This is a genomic window from Allobosea sp., assembly GCF_017308015.1.
In the GTDB taxonomy this organism is placed as follows: Bacteria; Pseudomonadota; Alphaproteobacteria; order Rhizobiales; family Beijerinckiaceae; genus Allobosea.
This window is the reverse complement of record NZ_JAFKFW010000002.1, coordinates 180,150-192,888: the sequence shown is the minus strand read 5'-3', so window position 1 is coordinate 192,888 and position 12,739 is coordinate 180,150. Positions and strand designations below refer to the sequence as shown.

Below are 12,739 nucleotides of genomic sequence, written 5' to 3'. Positions count from 1 at the left end.
GGGCGCCAGTTTCCGGCCGCCCTCTGCCACCTGCTCGGGCACGAAGGCGACTCCACGGCCTTCTCTGAGTCAGCGCGGCGCTATCGCGAGCGGGTGTTGCCGAAATTGCCCGGCTTCGTCTGCTTGCGCATCTCATCGGCCACGACCGACCGCATCGTCACCTCAAGCTGGCGCTGCATACGCTTCGCCAAATCGTCGTTCTGCTCAGGGGTGCCGGACGAGCCATTGACCGTGATCGGCGCCGAAATGCTGATCGCCTGCATCGGCGGCGGCACATTCGCCGATGCAAGTTCCGGCTGGCGGATGGCCGGCGCACTGCCGACATAGCCACCGTCCGCGAAGCCGCGAAGGGCGCCCCGGTGCATGGCCTCAAGGTTCTGCACGCCGATGCGGCTGGTCGCCGCCTTCGACATGACGAACTCGCCACGGTGCACGATGCCGGCCGGCTGATACTTCCCACCGTTGCCGGTATAGCCACCATCAGCGAAGCCGAAGATGCCCTTGGCGAGCATTCCGAAGATGCCGCCCATCGCGCCGTCCTTTCCGCCAAGGCCGAACAGCCCGGCAAGCGGACCACTGCCCATAAAGGCGGCCTGAAGCGCAGCCTTGAGTAACGCCTTCGCCAAACCCTGAATGACTTCGGTTGCGCTCTTTCCCTCCACGATCATATCCACGAAGCCGTCCGTGATCTCGGTCGCAAAGAACTTCTGAGCATCCCGAACGCCGTCCAGCGAGGTCTTCAGGTCTTCGACCTTCAGCTTCGCGTTGGCATAGCCCTGCGCGGCCTGATCGATCTTAACCCGCATTTCGTCGGTGACGGTGAGGCCATCGCGCTTCGCGGCTTCCTCAAGCTGGAGCGCAATCTTCGACCGCTCGACTTCCTCGCGGCCCTTCCCAACCATCTGTGCCTCAAGCTCAAGGGCGCGGGTCCGGCGCCCAATTGCCTCGATATCGCGATCAAAGCGGCTCTGCTTCTCAGCGCCAGAACCACCACCGCCTCCGCCGCCCTTACCTTCCTCGCCGGGAACGGCGTAGTTCTTCAGGGAAACAGGCTTGATATCGCTACCGGCACCCTTCGGGCGGGCCGGCGGCAGCGTCGTCGTGGTGAGGCGGTTCGAATAGTCGATTTCGGACTGGCGGAAGCCGGCGACGGCCTGTCGTGCGGCAGACTGTGCAGCGGCGTCCACGGCAGCGCGTTCGGAAGCCAGCTTTTCGCGGCCACCCGCGTTCGCCAGCCCCATTTCGCGGGCCTGTGCCACGCGGGTAGCGCGCTCGTCCTGATAAGTCAGCGCGGCAGCGCGCTGGGCGCCGGCATGAGCCTTCGCAAGCTCGCCGACCTTGGCGATAAGGTTCTGCACGCCGACCACTGCGTTGGTGGCAGCGGTGCCAATGCCGCCGATGCTCCCGGCAAGGCTATCGATCGCGCCGGCAAGGGTCGCACTGGCGCCGGTCGCCTTGTCGAACTCGCCAACGGCCTTCACGAACTCGTTCTGAAGGCGCTGCATCGCCTGCTCGGTCGTGACGGCGGCACCGGCCAGCTTTTCCTCGAGCAGCGGGGCGCCGGCCTGAATCGCCCGGAAGAACGCCTCGCTCGAGACCTTGCCATCCTTCACAAGCGCGGTGAGCTTCGCCACGTCGCCGCCCGCTTCGACCAAGCCAGCGGCAGCGGCTTCCAAGAGCGGGCGCATGCCGTCGAGCAGCGAGTTGTATTCCTCGGCCTGAATCTTTCCGCCTGCGAGGGCCTGGCCCAACTGAAGCAGCGCGCCGGACGCCTGCGAAGCTGACGTTCCACCGACGCGAAGCGACTGCGCCACGATATCCGTGACCTGCATAACCTCCTGCGAGGATGCCTTCAGCGTCGTCTGGGCGGCCGAAACGCGGCCGTAGAGCGTGGCGAGGGCGTCGAGCGGCGCATAGTTGCGCTGGGCGCTGGTGAACAGCTTGTCGAAGGTGCCGGACAGGTCCGCATCCTTCACGCCGGCCACCTTCAGCGTGTTCATGATCTTGGTGTATTCGTCGGCCGTCTTCCGAAGCTCGTTCAAGCCGATGCCGGCCGTGATCGCAGCAAAGGCAGCGCCGACCTTGCCAGCGGCTGCCCGGCCGAAGCCTTCCAAGCTCCGGGTCATGGCGTTGGCGCTCGCGGCCATGCTCTGTTCGATGTTGCGGGCGCCGGATCGGCTGCGCTTCTCGATGGACTTCCAGTTGTCGTTCGCCACGCGGTTCGCGCGCTGAAAGTTCTTCTCGAACTCGCGCATGCGGGCTTCAAGGGCGACAACAAGCTGTTCGGCGGCTTCGGCCATATCGTTTCCTTACGCGGCGAGGTCGTGGACCTTGGTCCAGAACTCGGCCTCCTCTGTGGGGTCCATGTCGTGAATGCTGCGACGGTTGTCGTTCGCGGCTGCGCGGCCAACGGCCATTGCGGCGGCGACCGCGCCGTCCTTCCGGTCGGTGCGTCGTGCCGTGTGCATGCGGACAAGACCTGTGTCGTTCCGACTGGCGACGACGCTATCGAAGTGATGACGCAGAACCGGGTGCCCTCCATGACGGAGCAGCCGGCCGTTCACGAAGCGCTCAAGAGTGCCGATCGCCGGCCCCATCGTCGTGATGTTCTGGCGCATCTCGACAGTCGGGAGGCCATCGTCAAAGAGACGCTGCATCATCGTGCGGGCAAGATGCGGGTCGAAGGCGATCTCGCGCACGTCGAACTGAGCGCAAAGCTCGCGGATGTGGTTTTCTACCGTCGCCGGATCGATGATCGGGCCGTCTGTCGCGATCATATGGCCTTCGTCGCGCCAGCGCTCGTAAGGCACGCCGTCACGCTGGGCACGGCCCATCAGGTCGTCGCCGGGAACGAAGAACCAAGGTGCGATGGTCATCCGGCCGTCATCGTGTCGCCACGCCGCGACGATGGCCGCGAGGTCGCCGTTGATTGCCATATCCACGCCAAGGAAGCACGGCAGCGCTTCAAGCTCGACAAGGTCCAGCGGGAACGTGCCGGCGTCATAGGTCGCCATATCAAAAAGCGGGTCGCGGCTGTTTCCGAACCACCTATTCAGATGGAATTGCTGGAACTCGTAAGCCTTGGACGGATTAGCGCGGGCTTCGCTCGCGTCGGCGCGCAGCTTCTTGATATCGTGGAAGCCAAGCGCGAGGCCGGGATTGACGCGGTGCCATACGTCTTCGTCCTGCCAATCCTCGTCCGGCTGGATTTCGAACATGATCGGCAGGAAGGACGGCGCATGTTCCAAGCCGAGCGCGACCTTGCGCGCATACTGGTAGCGTTCGGCAGCCAGCCCTTCATTGCCACGGCCCGCCGTAGTCGCGACGACAGTCAAGCCGCCCCGGCGCTTCGCCATGCCGGACTGTAGCGCCTCCCAAAGGTCGCGGTTCTTCCAAATGTGGATCTCGTCGGCGAGGACGAAGGTCGGCGTCGTGCCGTGCTGCGCCTTGCCGTCCGACGAAACGGCCTTCAGGGTCGAGCCGTCCAGCTTGCTCTTGATGATGAGATTGCCGGTCTGCGAGTCGTAAATCTTGGTCGCGGCGGTAAGGCGCGTGTCCATACCGACGATGCCGGCGGCCTCGCGGAAGCCGACGCTGGCCTGTTCGCGGTCGGACGCGGCAAAGATGATCTGGCCAGCCGGAACGGCCTCGGGGCCTAACAGATGCAAGGTCGCCAGAGCAGCGGACAGAGCCGTCTTACGGTTGCCGCGCGGCAGATAGAGGAAAACCTCGCGAATGAGGCGGTCCCCATCCTCATCGCGCGGGCCATAGATGCGGCGAATAATGCGCTCCTGCCACTCATAGAGCTGGAAAGCACTGCGCGGCGCCGTGCTCAGCGGGTGCTTCAGCGCCCGAAGGAAGTCCACGGCCTCCTGCCCATAGCCGAGCGGGTCGGGAATCGGGCTGCCGTCATAAATCCAATGCGGGAAAGCGCTCTTGCTCATCGGCGGTTCCTGCCAATGGTGAGCGGGTTGTCGTCGTCATCGTCATTCGCCGCATTGCTACCAACGCGGGCGCGGGAAACGGGCGACAGGCCGTATTCGGCCGCAAGCTGGCGCGCGGTCTGCATGGCGCGGTTCTGCATCCCGAAAAGCGTCTTATCGAGCGTTCCGGTCGCCGCGAAGGTGCGTTCGATCGCGCGAACGTGCCCGACCGCAACGCAATAGTTCTCAATGCCGGTGAGATCGGCCCGTGTGACGATGCGGTCGGCGATCAGGCGCGGCATGATCCGCTTCCACTCGCCGCGCGCGTCCTCGCTCAGCCACTTCGGGGCGGGCGGGGTCTTCGTCAGGGGCTCGCGATCAGGGGATAAGGCCGGCTTCACGCCGCGAAGATGGGTCACGACGCCGACGCAACCGCCCTGATTTCGAGGCCAACGCGGCGCCCGATGTCGGCGATTTCCTTGATCTGATACGGCCGGCCATTGAAGACGATGCGCTCCGCGCCCGTCAGGCCGTCGCGCCAGCGGATGCGGAAGATAACGGTGCCCTGCTGGGCCGTGCCGAAGCCGGTGAGGAAGTCGGCAGAAGACGACTTCACCACCTCGGCGCGCGTCGTGGCGATTTCCGTCCAGGCAGAAGCGGTGCCACGGCTGGGCGTGCGCGCCTTCGCTTCACGCTCTATGGTGATGGTGTGGAAAAGAGTGCCGGCCGCAAGCATCAGATGCTCCACCGGATGACGGCTTCCACCGACAAGACGCCATGCCCGAATTCGGGGTTTGGATCGCGCGGCCAAACGGTGCGGGTGTGCTTGAACTGGTCGAGGCTGAAGCCGTCGCAGGCAGGCCAGTCCATAAGACGGCGAGCGCAGGCCGCGCCGATGGTCTGGGCACGGTCGAGGCCGTCTTCCACGGCCCAGATATGCAGGTCGAGCAGCACGGTTGCGACGAACTGGGGACCGGACGCGCGGCCGTGCATCATGACATTACCGGCGCCGAAAAGGATGGCGGGAAGCTCGTCCGGCGCGAAGTCACCGGCCCGGATGTTCTCGGGGTCTACAAGCGCGATGACGGCCGGGTCGCTGGCGAGATGGAAGCCAAGGGCCTCGCGGAAGGCAATGGTGGGTTCAATCACGGCGAGTCCCATCCGGTGCGGACGGCCTTACGGATCGAACGCTTGATACGGTCGAGCGCGCGCTTTCGCCGGAGGCGATAGCCGGGCCAAAAGAACGGCTGCGCGGGCGTGACGCTGGTGCCGAATTCAACAAAGTGGGGATAGCGAACATCGGTGTTGCCCACTGTCACAACTGCCTGATTTTCGCCGACTGTCCGGCTGCCACCCGGCTGCGAATAGGGCGGGGTTGTGCCACCGGGCGGCGTCACCGTGATCGAATCCTTCAAGTCGCCCGTATCTTCAGGCGCGAGCATGCGCTGCATGTCTGCGATCTCGTTCGCGCCCTTCAAAAGAGCGGGCTGAACCACCTCACGGACATTCCTAAGCACCGCGTCAAACCGACGATTGAGCCGGTCGAGGTCAGAACTCATCGTCGTCATCCTCGGGCGCCGGCTCGCCGAACCACCGTTCCCGGTAGAAATTGGCCACTGCCTGCACCCCGAACGGCGCCATACGCACTGCATCGCCGTAAGAAACGGCCTCGCGGTGCATGTAATAGAAGCCGGTAAGGAGCAGGATTGCGCGTCGAATGTCGGCGGGCACCGGCGAAAGATTGGCGAGCTTTCGGCCGGTGTGGTTCTCAAACCAAGCTTCAGCGGCATCAATATAGAGCTGAATCAGCTCATCGTCGGCCGAATGCTCGACATTTACCTGCGCCTTCGCGAGGGAAAGCGTTACGCAACTCATCAGGAATTGGCCTCTTCGGAAAAAGTTATTTCGGGCGTCTCTTGCACGGTGCTCCCCGGGTCGGTCCCCAAAACGCCCGGAAAATTGACGACCACCCCCCGGCGCCGCTGGGCAGGGGTCGGCACGGTCACGGCCTGCTCAATGGTCCAGCCGAGCGCCAGACGATGGCGCAGCGTGTCAGCCGCGATGCCTGTGAGGCTGGCAAGCTGGGCAAGCGTGAACTGCTGGCCACGATAGGAATGCAGGGCAGGACGCGGCATCAGAGATACACCACGTCAACCGGCTCATTGCCGTCCGGCATGAAGTAGGCGTTCGGCGACCACAGGTAATAAGGATGCTTCGATGTGCTGCGGTCGAAGTCCTGTGTGACGAAATACGGAGTGGCCGCATCAGGTGCGACAAGGTTATCAATGGTCTTATTTCCTTCAGGCGGGAACCATCCAAAGGTGTAACGCACTGCCTTCTGGCCAATGACCTGCCAAGTCATGGTGATCTCAAGCGGCGTCCATTCTCCGGGCTGAAGGGTGATCTTCTTTACAAGGCTCATCGGGGTTCTCTCTGGCGTTCGTGGATGTAGTCGAGGGCGTTGCAGCGACGACAGCCGGGGCGCCAGTTGGCGGGCGACATGCGAAGCTCGGGATGCTGGCGGATGCTGATGCGGTGCCGGACAAGGGTGGCGGGTGCGCCGCATTCGCAGCGCTGATTGCCGGGCTGGCGCAGATAAGCGCGGGCCGTCTCTTCCCACTGCCGATCATAGCCGCGCTGGCGGGCGTTAGGACGGGCACGATCATGGCGGGCGCCGCGAACGCGATCCTGCTCGCGCTGGCACTGGCAACGGGCGCCATGGGCGACGATGCTGCCACAAGAGCAAAGGCGGGGCGGACGGCGGCTCATCGGGACTTCCGTCCATACTTGGCCTTGAGGGCCTGAAGGCCGGCGCGGTCAAATTCGGGGTCGAGGCCAGCGGATTCGTTACGAGCGGCCTGTGCGGGGTCGTGCTGGGCTTGCTGGTCAGGCTCGCCTACACGGCCGATGAAAGCTTCATTGATTTCGGTCGGAGTGGCATTCCAAGCCTCTTCCGGGGACCAGCCGAGAATGCCGGTCGCTGCGCGGAACAGGTTGCGATAGGCCTCGCGCCACGGCACGGCCTTGCTGTGCGATGCGGAGTTGCCCTCGCTCTGGGGCATGAAGCCGACGACAAGCTGGGCGGCTGGAATCTGGGCGATCCGCTGGAAAGTAAGCAGCGACTTACTTTCGAGGGAGCGCAGGAAACGGGTGGCGTCCTTGCGGTCTGTCGCGGCCGTCAGGATGATCTCTCGCACCGTGCCGGTGTGAAACTCGCCGATGCGCTGAAAGAGGCGGTCGAAGCCGATATTGCGCTCAAGGGTGCTCGCGGCCCGCAAAGACGGACGGAGGATCACGGCATGGCTGCCGTGATCCAGAACGATCTCGTCATAGGCGGGCCGCAAGGTCATGGCTTACGCCGCGACCTTCAGCTTCACGAAGCGGTCGGGATGCGTCACGTCAGCACCGACGCGGGCGCGGGCGTTGAAACGAACCTGGCCCTTCGAAGCGAGGGTGTAGGGATCGGGCAGGATGTTCAGGTCCAGCCGGTTGATGATCCGGTAGCCCTGAAGGTCGCCGAACAGCACCGGGAACTTGTTGGCGCCGATATCGTCCATGTCGATTGCTTCCACGATCGGGCGGCCGAGCAGCGTGGTCGCGGCGCCGGCCGTGATCGGGTCGACCAGAATGAACCGGCCATCGGCGTCCTTGAGGCTGCGGAAAGCCGCCAGCGTCTTGCGGTTCATCATCCATACGCCGTTCTGCGCATGAACCTGCGGAAGCTGGTGGAACATGGCGATCAGCGTCGCGGCCGGGTCGGTGCCGAGATTGGCAGCGGCGCCAGTCTTCAGCTCGGCGAGGCCGGACGCGGCCATGATGCCCTTCGGCTTGCCGACGCCATCGCCGGACACGAAAGCGCTGGCCTCGGCCTTGCCGAACGCCTCGGAATAGTCGGCGATCAGCTCGCCGCGCAGGTCGTAACTGTTGTCTTCCAACAGGGCGTTGGAAATGTCGGTGAAGGTCGCCAGCTCGTGCGGGGTAATCGTGACCTGCTCGAAGACCATCGTCGAGGCGGTGCGGTCCTCGGTCTCGCCGACCCAAACGGCCTGCGCGCCGGACACCTTGCGCGGATACTTGATCTCCTTGCCGCCGACCGTGACGACGCGGGCATACTGGCGAACCGGGGACCACTCCACCAGCTTCTTCAGAATCTCGCTGCCGTAGTCGGTCGGGGCGAGATAACCGGCGCTGCCGTCATTCGCGACGGTGAGGGCCTTCTGCTCGTCGGCCTGCATGCGGCGCTCGCCGAAGCGAAGCAGGCTCTCGAAAGCCTTCAGGATGATGTTGTCGTTCGCCTGATTGTCGTTCGAAGCCGGGAGGCGATTGGCCTTGGCTTCCAGCTTGTCGAGGCGGGCCTGAAAGGCGTCGAACGCCTTCTGATCGAAGTTCGGGGCATCCTTGGTTTCGATATTCTCTGCGGTGCTCATTTCACTTTCCTGATGGGGTGCCGAGCCATCCGACACGGCCTTGATTGACTGGATTTGCGCTCCCGGATGGCAGGGAACGGAGACGATGCTGATTTCGTGCAGGTCGAGCTTGCTGATGGTCCGGCCGCCGCGAGAGCGGGCGACTGCCTTTTGACTGACGAAGCCAATGGAGAGGCCCGACACAGCACCGGCCTGCACCAGCGCGCGAACCTCGCGGGCGCGGGCAACATCATCGATCAGGAGCCGGCCCTTCACGGTGAGGCCGGCGTCGGTTTCGCTGATGGAATCCCAAACGCCGATGGCCTGCGCCTGATCGTGCGCGAACAGCATGGGAAGCTTGGCCGGCGCGCCGAAGGCGCCCTTTTCGATCACGTCGCCGACACGATCCGGGGTGCCGAAAGGCCAAGCCGTGCCGGTGATGGTGCCGGCGTCATCGACCGTGATCTGGGCCTTGATCTCAAGCCGCTCAGACATCGGGCACGTCCGCATAGGCGGCCTTGATCGCGGCGGCGAGGTCGCCGGTTGCGGCCGGCTCATCGTCCTGGCCCTCGGTGACGGGCTCGTTCCAACGGGCGTTGAGGATGTCCACCGCGAGCATGGCCAGCGGGATAAGCGGCTGCTCCGGGGTGTAAGCGTCGATAAGGCTCTGGGCCTCGGCCGGGGTCGTGCCACCGCCGATCAGGCCGAGCCGGATGATTTCCACCACGTCGCCGACATGGAACTGGAGGGTGAGCGCGACACGCTGATAGAGCGCGCCGATGCCGACGCCGGTCTTGCGCTCAAGCTCGGCAATCATGGGCATGGTGAGGGCGAAAGTCTTTTCGCCGTCCCCGAAATAGGCGACGTGCTTCACGCGGCTTCCTTGTCGGTGCTGGGGTTGTCGTTCGCGCCGGACGTGGGGCCGGTCGTCGTGTAGGGATTGGCAAGCTCGTCGCCGCCTTCGATCTTCGGCAGGTTCATGGCGCCGCGAACCTCGTTCGGGGTCATGGCGCGCATCGCGACCAGCTTGCCGAAGATTTCCGCCCGGCCCGCCGCGTCGGCGCGCTGAAGGTCGTCAATGACGAACTCGAAATAGAGGCTGTCCTGCTCGTCCTCGGTGAGCAGCACGGTCGCATAGGCGTCCTGCCAGCGGTCCAGCCAAGGCCGGAGGCAGAGCTGAAGGAAGCTCGCAGCCATCTGCTCCGCATTGCTCCACGTCGCCCGGCTCAGTTCGAACAGCATGGAAGGCGGCACGCCGAAGATGCGGGCGATCTCACGGACCTGCTCAAGACGATGCTCAAGGAACTGGGCATCGGTCGAGGTCATGGCCGGCTGCTCATACTTCCACCCGGCATCCAAAATCAGGGGATCGCTGCTGCTCGCGGCCAGCCAGTTGCGGAACGACTTGCGGATATTGCTGATGGTCGTGGCGCCCTGTTCACCACCCTGTGGCTTCTCATTCGAGAGAACGGCAGCCGGGCGGGCGCCAGAGCCGAAGAACTGGGCGGCGTGGCGCTCCAAGAGCATGGAAACGCCGATGGCTTCCTTGCCGAGCTGCACCGGGGACGTGTCGCCGAACGCCGGCACATAGAGCAAGTCACGGAAGGACAGCTCGCGCCGGACATTGTTGGCGAAGGTGACGACATAGAACGGCTCGCCATCGTCACGGAAACGGCGCTGGACCGTGCCGGGCTGAAGGCGGTTGATCTCGTAGGGGCGTCCGTCGCTGGTGCGGACGACATGGGCATAACCGGCGCCATGAAGCAGGGCGTCGGTCGTGAGCAGCGTGCGGAGATGGCCGGCGCTGGTCCAGCCGTTGACGCGGTTATGGGCCAGCCGGTTGCCGGCGTGATCCTTCGCAGCTTCCTTGCTGCCGTCAGCGTCGCGATAGAGCTTGCAAGGAAGGGAGCCGACCGTTTCGGCAATCAGGCGCACGGCCTGAAGAACGGCGGGAACGCGAAGCGCGGTGTGCGCAGTAACGGGAATACCGGAGGCAGTCGGCAGCGCGCCGAACAACTCAGAGATAGCGGGATCAGAAAGGGGGATCGCCTTTTGATCGAGATGAAATCCGAGTGACTTCCTTACGCTGCCGACTAATTCGCGGAACACAACTCAACCTTCACCTTACGCAACGGTGAAGATTCTCCCACACGCGGAATCGCCGGGCAAGCGGAAAATGGCATTTGATCCTAAATAGGACCAAATACCTTTATCGACCTCTGGACAGAGGTTGTGCAACCTGCTGCTATGCGCGCTCGAATATGCCTATGGATACCGCCTGATGAAGCCCTTGCTCGCTGTTGCTTTGCTCGCCCTGTTGCCTGTCACGGCCCATGCACAAACGAAGAAGCCAACGCCAGAACAGCTTTGCGAGCTAGCGGGAACATGGGCAGCAGTCGTCATGCAGGCCCGCCAGAATGGCCATCCAGTCAGCTCAGTCCTGCAAACGATGGGCAACGCTCCCGGTGGATCGCGTCAGCTTGTCATCGCGGCATACGAAGAGCCGCGTTACAGCACCGTTCAAATGCAGCAGAAAGCGAAGCAGGATTTTCAGAACGCGGTTGAACTCGACTGCTTCAAGAAAATTCGCTGAAGTAAGCGCCAACTTACTTCAGGGCCGGCAGGTCGTAGGCTAGGCGGTCGATTGCCTCCTTCAGAACGTCGAGGGAGGTTTCATGCTCGTAGCCGGCGCCGGCCGAGCGATCATCCTGCCCGGCGATCTCATCGCGAACCGATTTGGGCACTCCCGCCACCTTCAGCGCTGTCTTCACGGTGTGCCGGAATGAGTGGAACACCTTGTTCTGGTCATGGATTCCGACCTTGGGCAGATAGGTGCGATTGAACCAGCGCGGGATGAACTGGCTATACGGCTGGTTGACGGCGCGCTGTTTCCCTTCCGCGCTCTGCATCATCGCCTGCCCATCCCGGAACCAATCGGGAAACAGGCGCTCGGCTCCGTGCTTCCGCAGATGCGCAATCCGCTCCTGCAAGCCGAGCGCGACCAGCGCGCGGTGCACCGGCACCAGCCGGCGCGACTGCTTGTTCTTGGTCTTCTCCTCCACGGCGAACGCCAGCACGCCCCGCACCTCGGCGATGCTATCAAGGCGAATCTGTGCGATCTCCGATGCTCGCATGCCGGTGTAGAGCGCAATCAGCAGCGCCCACCGCTTCTCCGTCAGCTTCGGCGATGGGTCGAACAAGGGCGCAGCGAATATCTTCTGAAGGTCGGCCTCGCGGAAATAGTCACGGTCCTCGTCAGGGTCGCGGTTGCTTTGGTCGACGCGGACGCCCTTCGCCGGGTTGTCGGGAATGACGCTGTTGTTGACGCACCATGTCAGCATGGCACTGAGCCGCGACAGCCACTTGTCATTGATGGTCGTGGCGTTGAGCGTGGGGAAGGGCTCCTTGCGGGCCTTGTTGAGCCGAATGGCTTCCGGAAGCGTCTTATCGGGGAAGCGCTTCGTGTAGTTCGCAGGGGTTTCGAGCAGAGCGTTCTTGTATGCGAGCACGTCCTGCCGGGTGATCCGATAGGCTGGCTTCGCCTCGCCAATGAATTCCTCGAACATCCGCACGGCAACTTCATACTCGTAGACCGTGCCGGGCTTGCCCTGTTTCTCGGTCATCATTGCCGACAGGATGACGGAGAGGGCCTTCGCGCTATCCGGGCCGATGATGCGGACGCGCAGAGGGTCGGCGGTGGTCGAGGGCAGTTCCGTCGCCGGGATGAGCATGGGGTGCTTCGGCGGGGCGTCCGGTTCGCCACGGTCGCGTCGGTTTTGGTTTTCGATCGTCTCGGCTTTCACGCCGGCGAGCATCCGCGCGAGCGTTCGCCATTCCTCGGTGCCCTTGACCGGAACGGGGCCGCCTTCATTCGCGAACTCGTCAACGGCCCATTGGATTAGGGCGGCGAGCTCGTCATCTTCAGCGCCACCGCTCGCAGCCCTCTTCAACGCGTAGAAGTAGGTCGGGCGGAACATCGCCGCTTGCGCCGGATCATAGCCGGTCGGCAGGCTGCGGGCGGCGTCATCCCGCTGAAGCTCACGGTCGAAATGGGCAAGGGCCATTTGCCGGGCGCTCATCGGGCGGCGCCGCGAGGGTGTGGCAGGGTTCAGAGCAGTAACGCGGTCGCGGGCCTGATCCAATTCCATCTGCATGCGATGGATCGCCGACGACAGCAGCCGAATCGCAACCGTCCGGTCGGCTCCCAAGGGCTCAGTCAGTTCCCGCTTACCCACAATCGGACGAAGCGGAGCAGGCACCGTGAGCCGCGCATAGTAGCGGCCTTTGCGGGGGAGCAGGTTCCTGATTTTGCCAGCCATCGTGCCCTCTGCCAAAGCGATTTTGTAGCAAGATTTGTAGCAGAGGTATGTGAAAAGCCGTTGGGGAACAACGCTTTTTCTGGTCGATCAA

At 63.7% G+C, this 12,739-nt stretch carries 16 protein-coding genes; 1 reads left to right on the top strand and 15 read right to left on the bottom strand.

Annotated elements, in window-relative coordinates:
- Positions 1-80: 80 nt before the first annotated feature.
- The 14 genes from J0I42_RS00905 to J0I42_RS00840 are packed head-to-tail and all read right to left on the bottom strand — an operon-like array spanning position 81 to position 10,438.
- The gene (locus J0I42_RS00905) at positions 81-2,300 is read right to left on the bottom strand and encodes a tape measure protein (RefSeq protein WP_291651885.1); all 2,220 of its coding nucleotides are present in this window, start codon (positions 2,298-2,300) and stop codon (positions 81-83) included.
- Positions 2,301-2,309: 9 nt separating this feature from the next.
- Complete coding sequence (locus J0I42_RS00900; protein WP_291651883.1) at positions 2,310-3,944, bottom strand: terminase large subunit; 1,635 nt, start codon at positions 3,942-3,944, stop codon at positions 2,310-2,312.
- Positions 3,941-4,324: a phage terminase small subunit P27 family gene (locus J0I42_RS00895; protein ID WP_291652643.1), complete on the bottom strand. Its 384-nt coding sequence runs from the start codon at positions 4,322-4,324 to the stop codon at positions 3,941-3,943. The genes J0I42_RS00900 and J0I42_RS00895 overlap by 4 nt, the downstream gene beginning before the upstream one ends.
- A 14-nt stretch (positions 4,325-4,338) precedes the next feature.
- Complete coding sequence (locus tag J0I42_RS00890; RefSeq protein ID WP_291651881.1) at positions 4,339-4,659, bottom strand: phage head closure protein; 321 nt, start codon at positions 4,657-4,659, stop codon at positions 4,339-4,341.
- Positions 4,659-5,084, bottom strand: a complete 426-nt coding sequence (locus J0I42_RS00885) for a DUF3168 domain-containing protein (protein WP_291651879.1) — start codon at positions 5,082-5,084, stop codon at positions 4,659-4,661. Before J0I42_RS00885 ends, J0I42_RS00890 begins: the two co-directional genes overlap by 1 nt.
- A complete protein-coding gene (locus tag J0I42_RS00880; RefSeq protein WP_291651877.1) occupies positions 5,069-5,482 on the bottom strand; it encodes an HK97-gp10 family putative phage morphogenesis protein in 414 nt (137 codons plus the stop codon). The genes J0I42_RS00885 and J0I42_RS00880 overlap by 16 nt, the downstream gene beginning before the upstream one ends.
- A complete protein-coding gene (locus tag J0I42_RS00875) occupies positions 5,472-5,798 on the bottom strand; it encodes a head-tail connector protein (RefSeq protein WP_291651875.1) in 327 nt (108 codons plus the stop codon). The genes J0I42_RS00880 and J0I42_RS00875 overlap by 11 nt, the downstream gene beginning before the upstream one ends.
- Complete coding sequence (locus J0I42_RS00870) at positions 5,798-6,058, bottom strand: hypothetical protein (RefSeq protein ID WP_291651873.1); 261 nt, start codon at positions 6,056-6,058, stop codon at positions 5,798-5,800. Before J0I42_RS00870 ends, J0I42_RS00875 begins: the two co-directional genes overlap by 1 nt.
- Positions 6,058-6,345, bottom strand: coding sequence for a hypothetical protein (locus J0I42_RS00865; protein ID WP_291651871.1), 288 nt, complete (start codon positions 6,343-6,345; stop codon positions 6,058-6,060). The genes J0I42_RS00870 and J0I42_RS00865 overlap by 1 nt, the downstream gene beginning before the upstream one ends.
- Positions 6,342-6,692, bottom strand: a complete 351-nt coding sequence (locus J0I42_RS00860) for an endonuclease (RefSeq protein ID WP_291651869.1) — start codon at positions 6,690-6,692, stop codon at positions 6,342-6,344. The genes J0I42_RS00865 and J0I42_RS00860 overlap by 4 nt, the downstream gene beginning before the upstream one ends.
- Positions 6,689-7,273, bottom strand: coding sequence for a hypothetical protein (locus tag J0I42_RS00855; RefSeq protein WP_291651868.1), 585 nt, complete (start codon positions 7,271-7,273; stop codon positions 6,689-6,691). The genes J0I42_RS00860 and J0I42_RS00855 overlap by 4 nt, the downstream gene beginning before the upstream one ends.
- A 3-nt stretch (positions 7,274-7,276) precedes the next feature.
- Positions 7,277-8,824: a phage major capsid protein gene (locus J0I42_RS00850; RefSeq protein ID WP_291651846.1), complete on the bottom strand. Its 1,548-nt coding sequence runs from the start codon at positions 8,822-8,824 to the stop codon at positions 7,277-7,279.
- Positions 8,817-9,203 carry a gene transfer agent family protein gene (locus J0I42_RS00845; RefSeq protein ID WP_291651844.1) on the bottom strand — a complete coding sequence of 129 codons (387 nt, stop codon included), beginning with the start codon at positions 9,201-9,203 and terminating at the stop codon, positions 8,817-8,819. The genes J0I42_RS00850 and J0I42_RS00845 overlap by 8 nt, the downstream gene beginning before the upstream one ends.
- On the bottom strand, positions 9,200-10,438 hold the full coding sequence (locus J0I42_RS00840; protein ID WP_291651842.1) for a phage portal protein: 1,239 nt from the start codon (positions 10,436-10,438) through the stop codon (positions 9,200-9,202). Before J0I42_RS00840 ends, J0I42_RS00845 begins: the two co-directional genes overlap by 4 nt.
- A gap of 172 nt (positions 10,439-10,610) precedes the next feature.
- Between J0I42_RS00840 and J0I42_RS00835 the strand changes: the two genes are divergently transcribed.
- Positions 10,611-10,922, top strand: a complete 312-nt coding sequence (locus tag J0I42_RS00835) for a hypothetical protein (protein WP_291651840.1) — start codon at positions 10,611-10,613, stop codon at positions 10,920-10,922.
- 13 nt (positions 10,923-10,935) lie between these two features.
- On the opposite strand, the gene J0I42_RS00830 is transcribed toward J0I42_RS00835, so the two are convergent.
- Positions 10,936-12,648: a site-specific integrase gene (locus J0I42_RS00830; RefSeq protein ID WP_291651838.1), complete on the bottom strand. Its 1,713-nt coding sequence runs from the start codon at positions 12,646-12,648 to the stop codon at positions 10,936-10,938.
- Positions 12,649-12,739: the final 91 nt, after the last annotated feature.

What these genes read in the sequence shown, in the direction of transcription:
- J0I42_RS00905 (WP_291651885.1), bottom strand. Translation starts at nt 2,300, where the DNA reads ATGGCCGAAGCCGCCGAACAGCTTGTTGTCGCCCTTGAAGCCCGCATG.
- J0I42_RS00900 (WP_291651883.1), bottom strand. Translation starts at nt 3,944, where the DNA reads ATGAGCAAGAGCGCTTTCCCGCATTGGATTTATGACGGCAGCCCGATT.
- J0I42_RS00890 (WP_291651881.1), bottom strand. Translation starts at nt 4,659, where the DNA reads ATGCTTGCGGCCGGCACTCTTTTCCACACCATCACCATAGAGCGTGAA.
- J0I42_RS00885 (WP_291651879.1), bottom strand. Translation starts at nt 5,084, where the DNA reads ATGGGACTCGCCGTGATTGAACCCACCATTGCCTTCCGCGAGGCCCTT.
- J0I42_RS00880 (WP_291651877.1), bottom strand. Translation starts at nt 5,482, where the DNA reads ATGAGTTCTGACCTCGACCGGCTCAATCGTCGGTTTGACGCGGTGCTT.
- J0I42_RS00875 (WP_291651875.1), bottom strand. Translation starts at nt 5,798, where the DNA reads ATGAGTTGCGTAACGCTTTCCCTCGCGAAGGCGCAGGTAAATGTCGAG.
- J0I42_RS00870 (WP_291651873.1), bottom strand. Translation starts at nt 6,058, where the DNA reads ATGCCGCGTCCTGCCCTGCATTCCTATCGTGGCCAGCAGTTCACGCTT.
- J0I42_RS00865 (WP_291651871.1), bottom strand. Translation starts at nt 6,345, where the DNA reads ATGAGCCTTGTAAAGAAGATCACCCTTCAGCCCGGAGAATGGACGCCG.
- J0I42_RS00860 (WP_291651869.1), bottom strand. Translation starts at nt 6,692, where the DNA reads ATGAGCCGCCGTCCGCCCCGCCTTTGCTCTTGTGGCAGCATCGTCGCC.
- J0I42_RS00855 (WP_291651868.1), bottom strand. Translation starts at nt 7,273, where the DNA reads ATGACCTTGCGGCCCGCCTATGACGAGATCGTTCTGGATCACGGCAGC.
- J0I42_RS00850 (WP_291651846.1), bottom strand. Translation starts at nt 8,824, where the DNA reads ATGTCTGAGCGGCTTGAGATCAAGGCCCAGATCACGGTCGATGACGCC.
- J0I42_RS00835 (WP_291651840.1), top strand. Translation starts at nt 10,611, where the DNA reads ATGAAGCCCTTGCTCGCTGTTGCTTTGCTCGCCCTGTTGCCTGTCACG.
- J0I42_RS00830 (WP_291651838.1), bottom strand. Translation starts at nt 12,648, where the DNA reads ATGGCTGGCAAAATCAGGAACCTGCTCCCCCGCAAAGGCCGCTACTAT.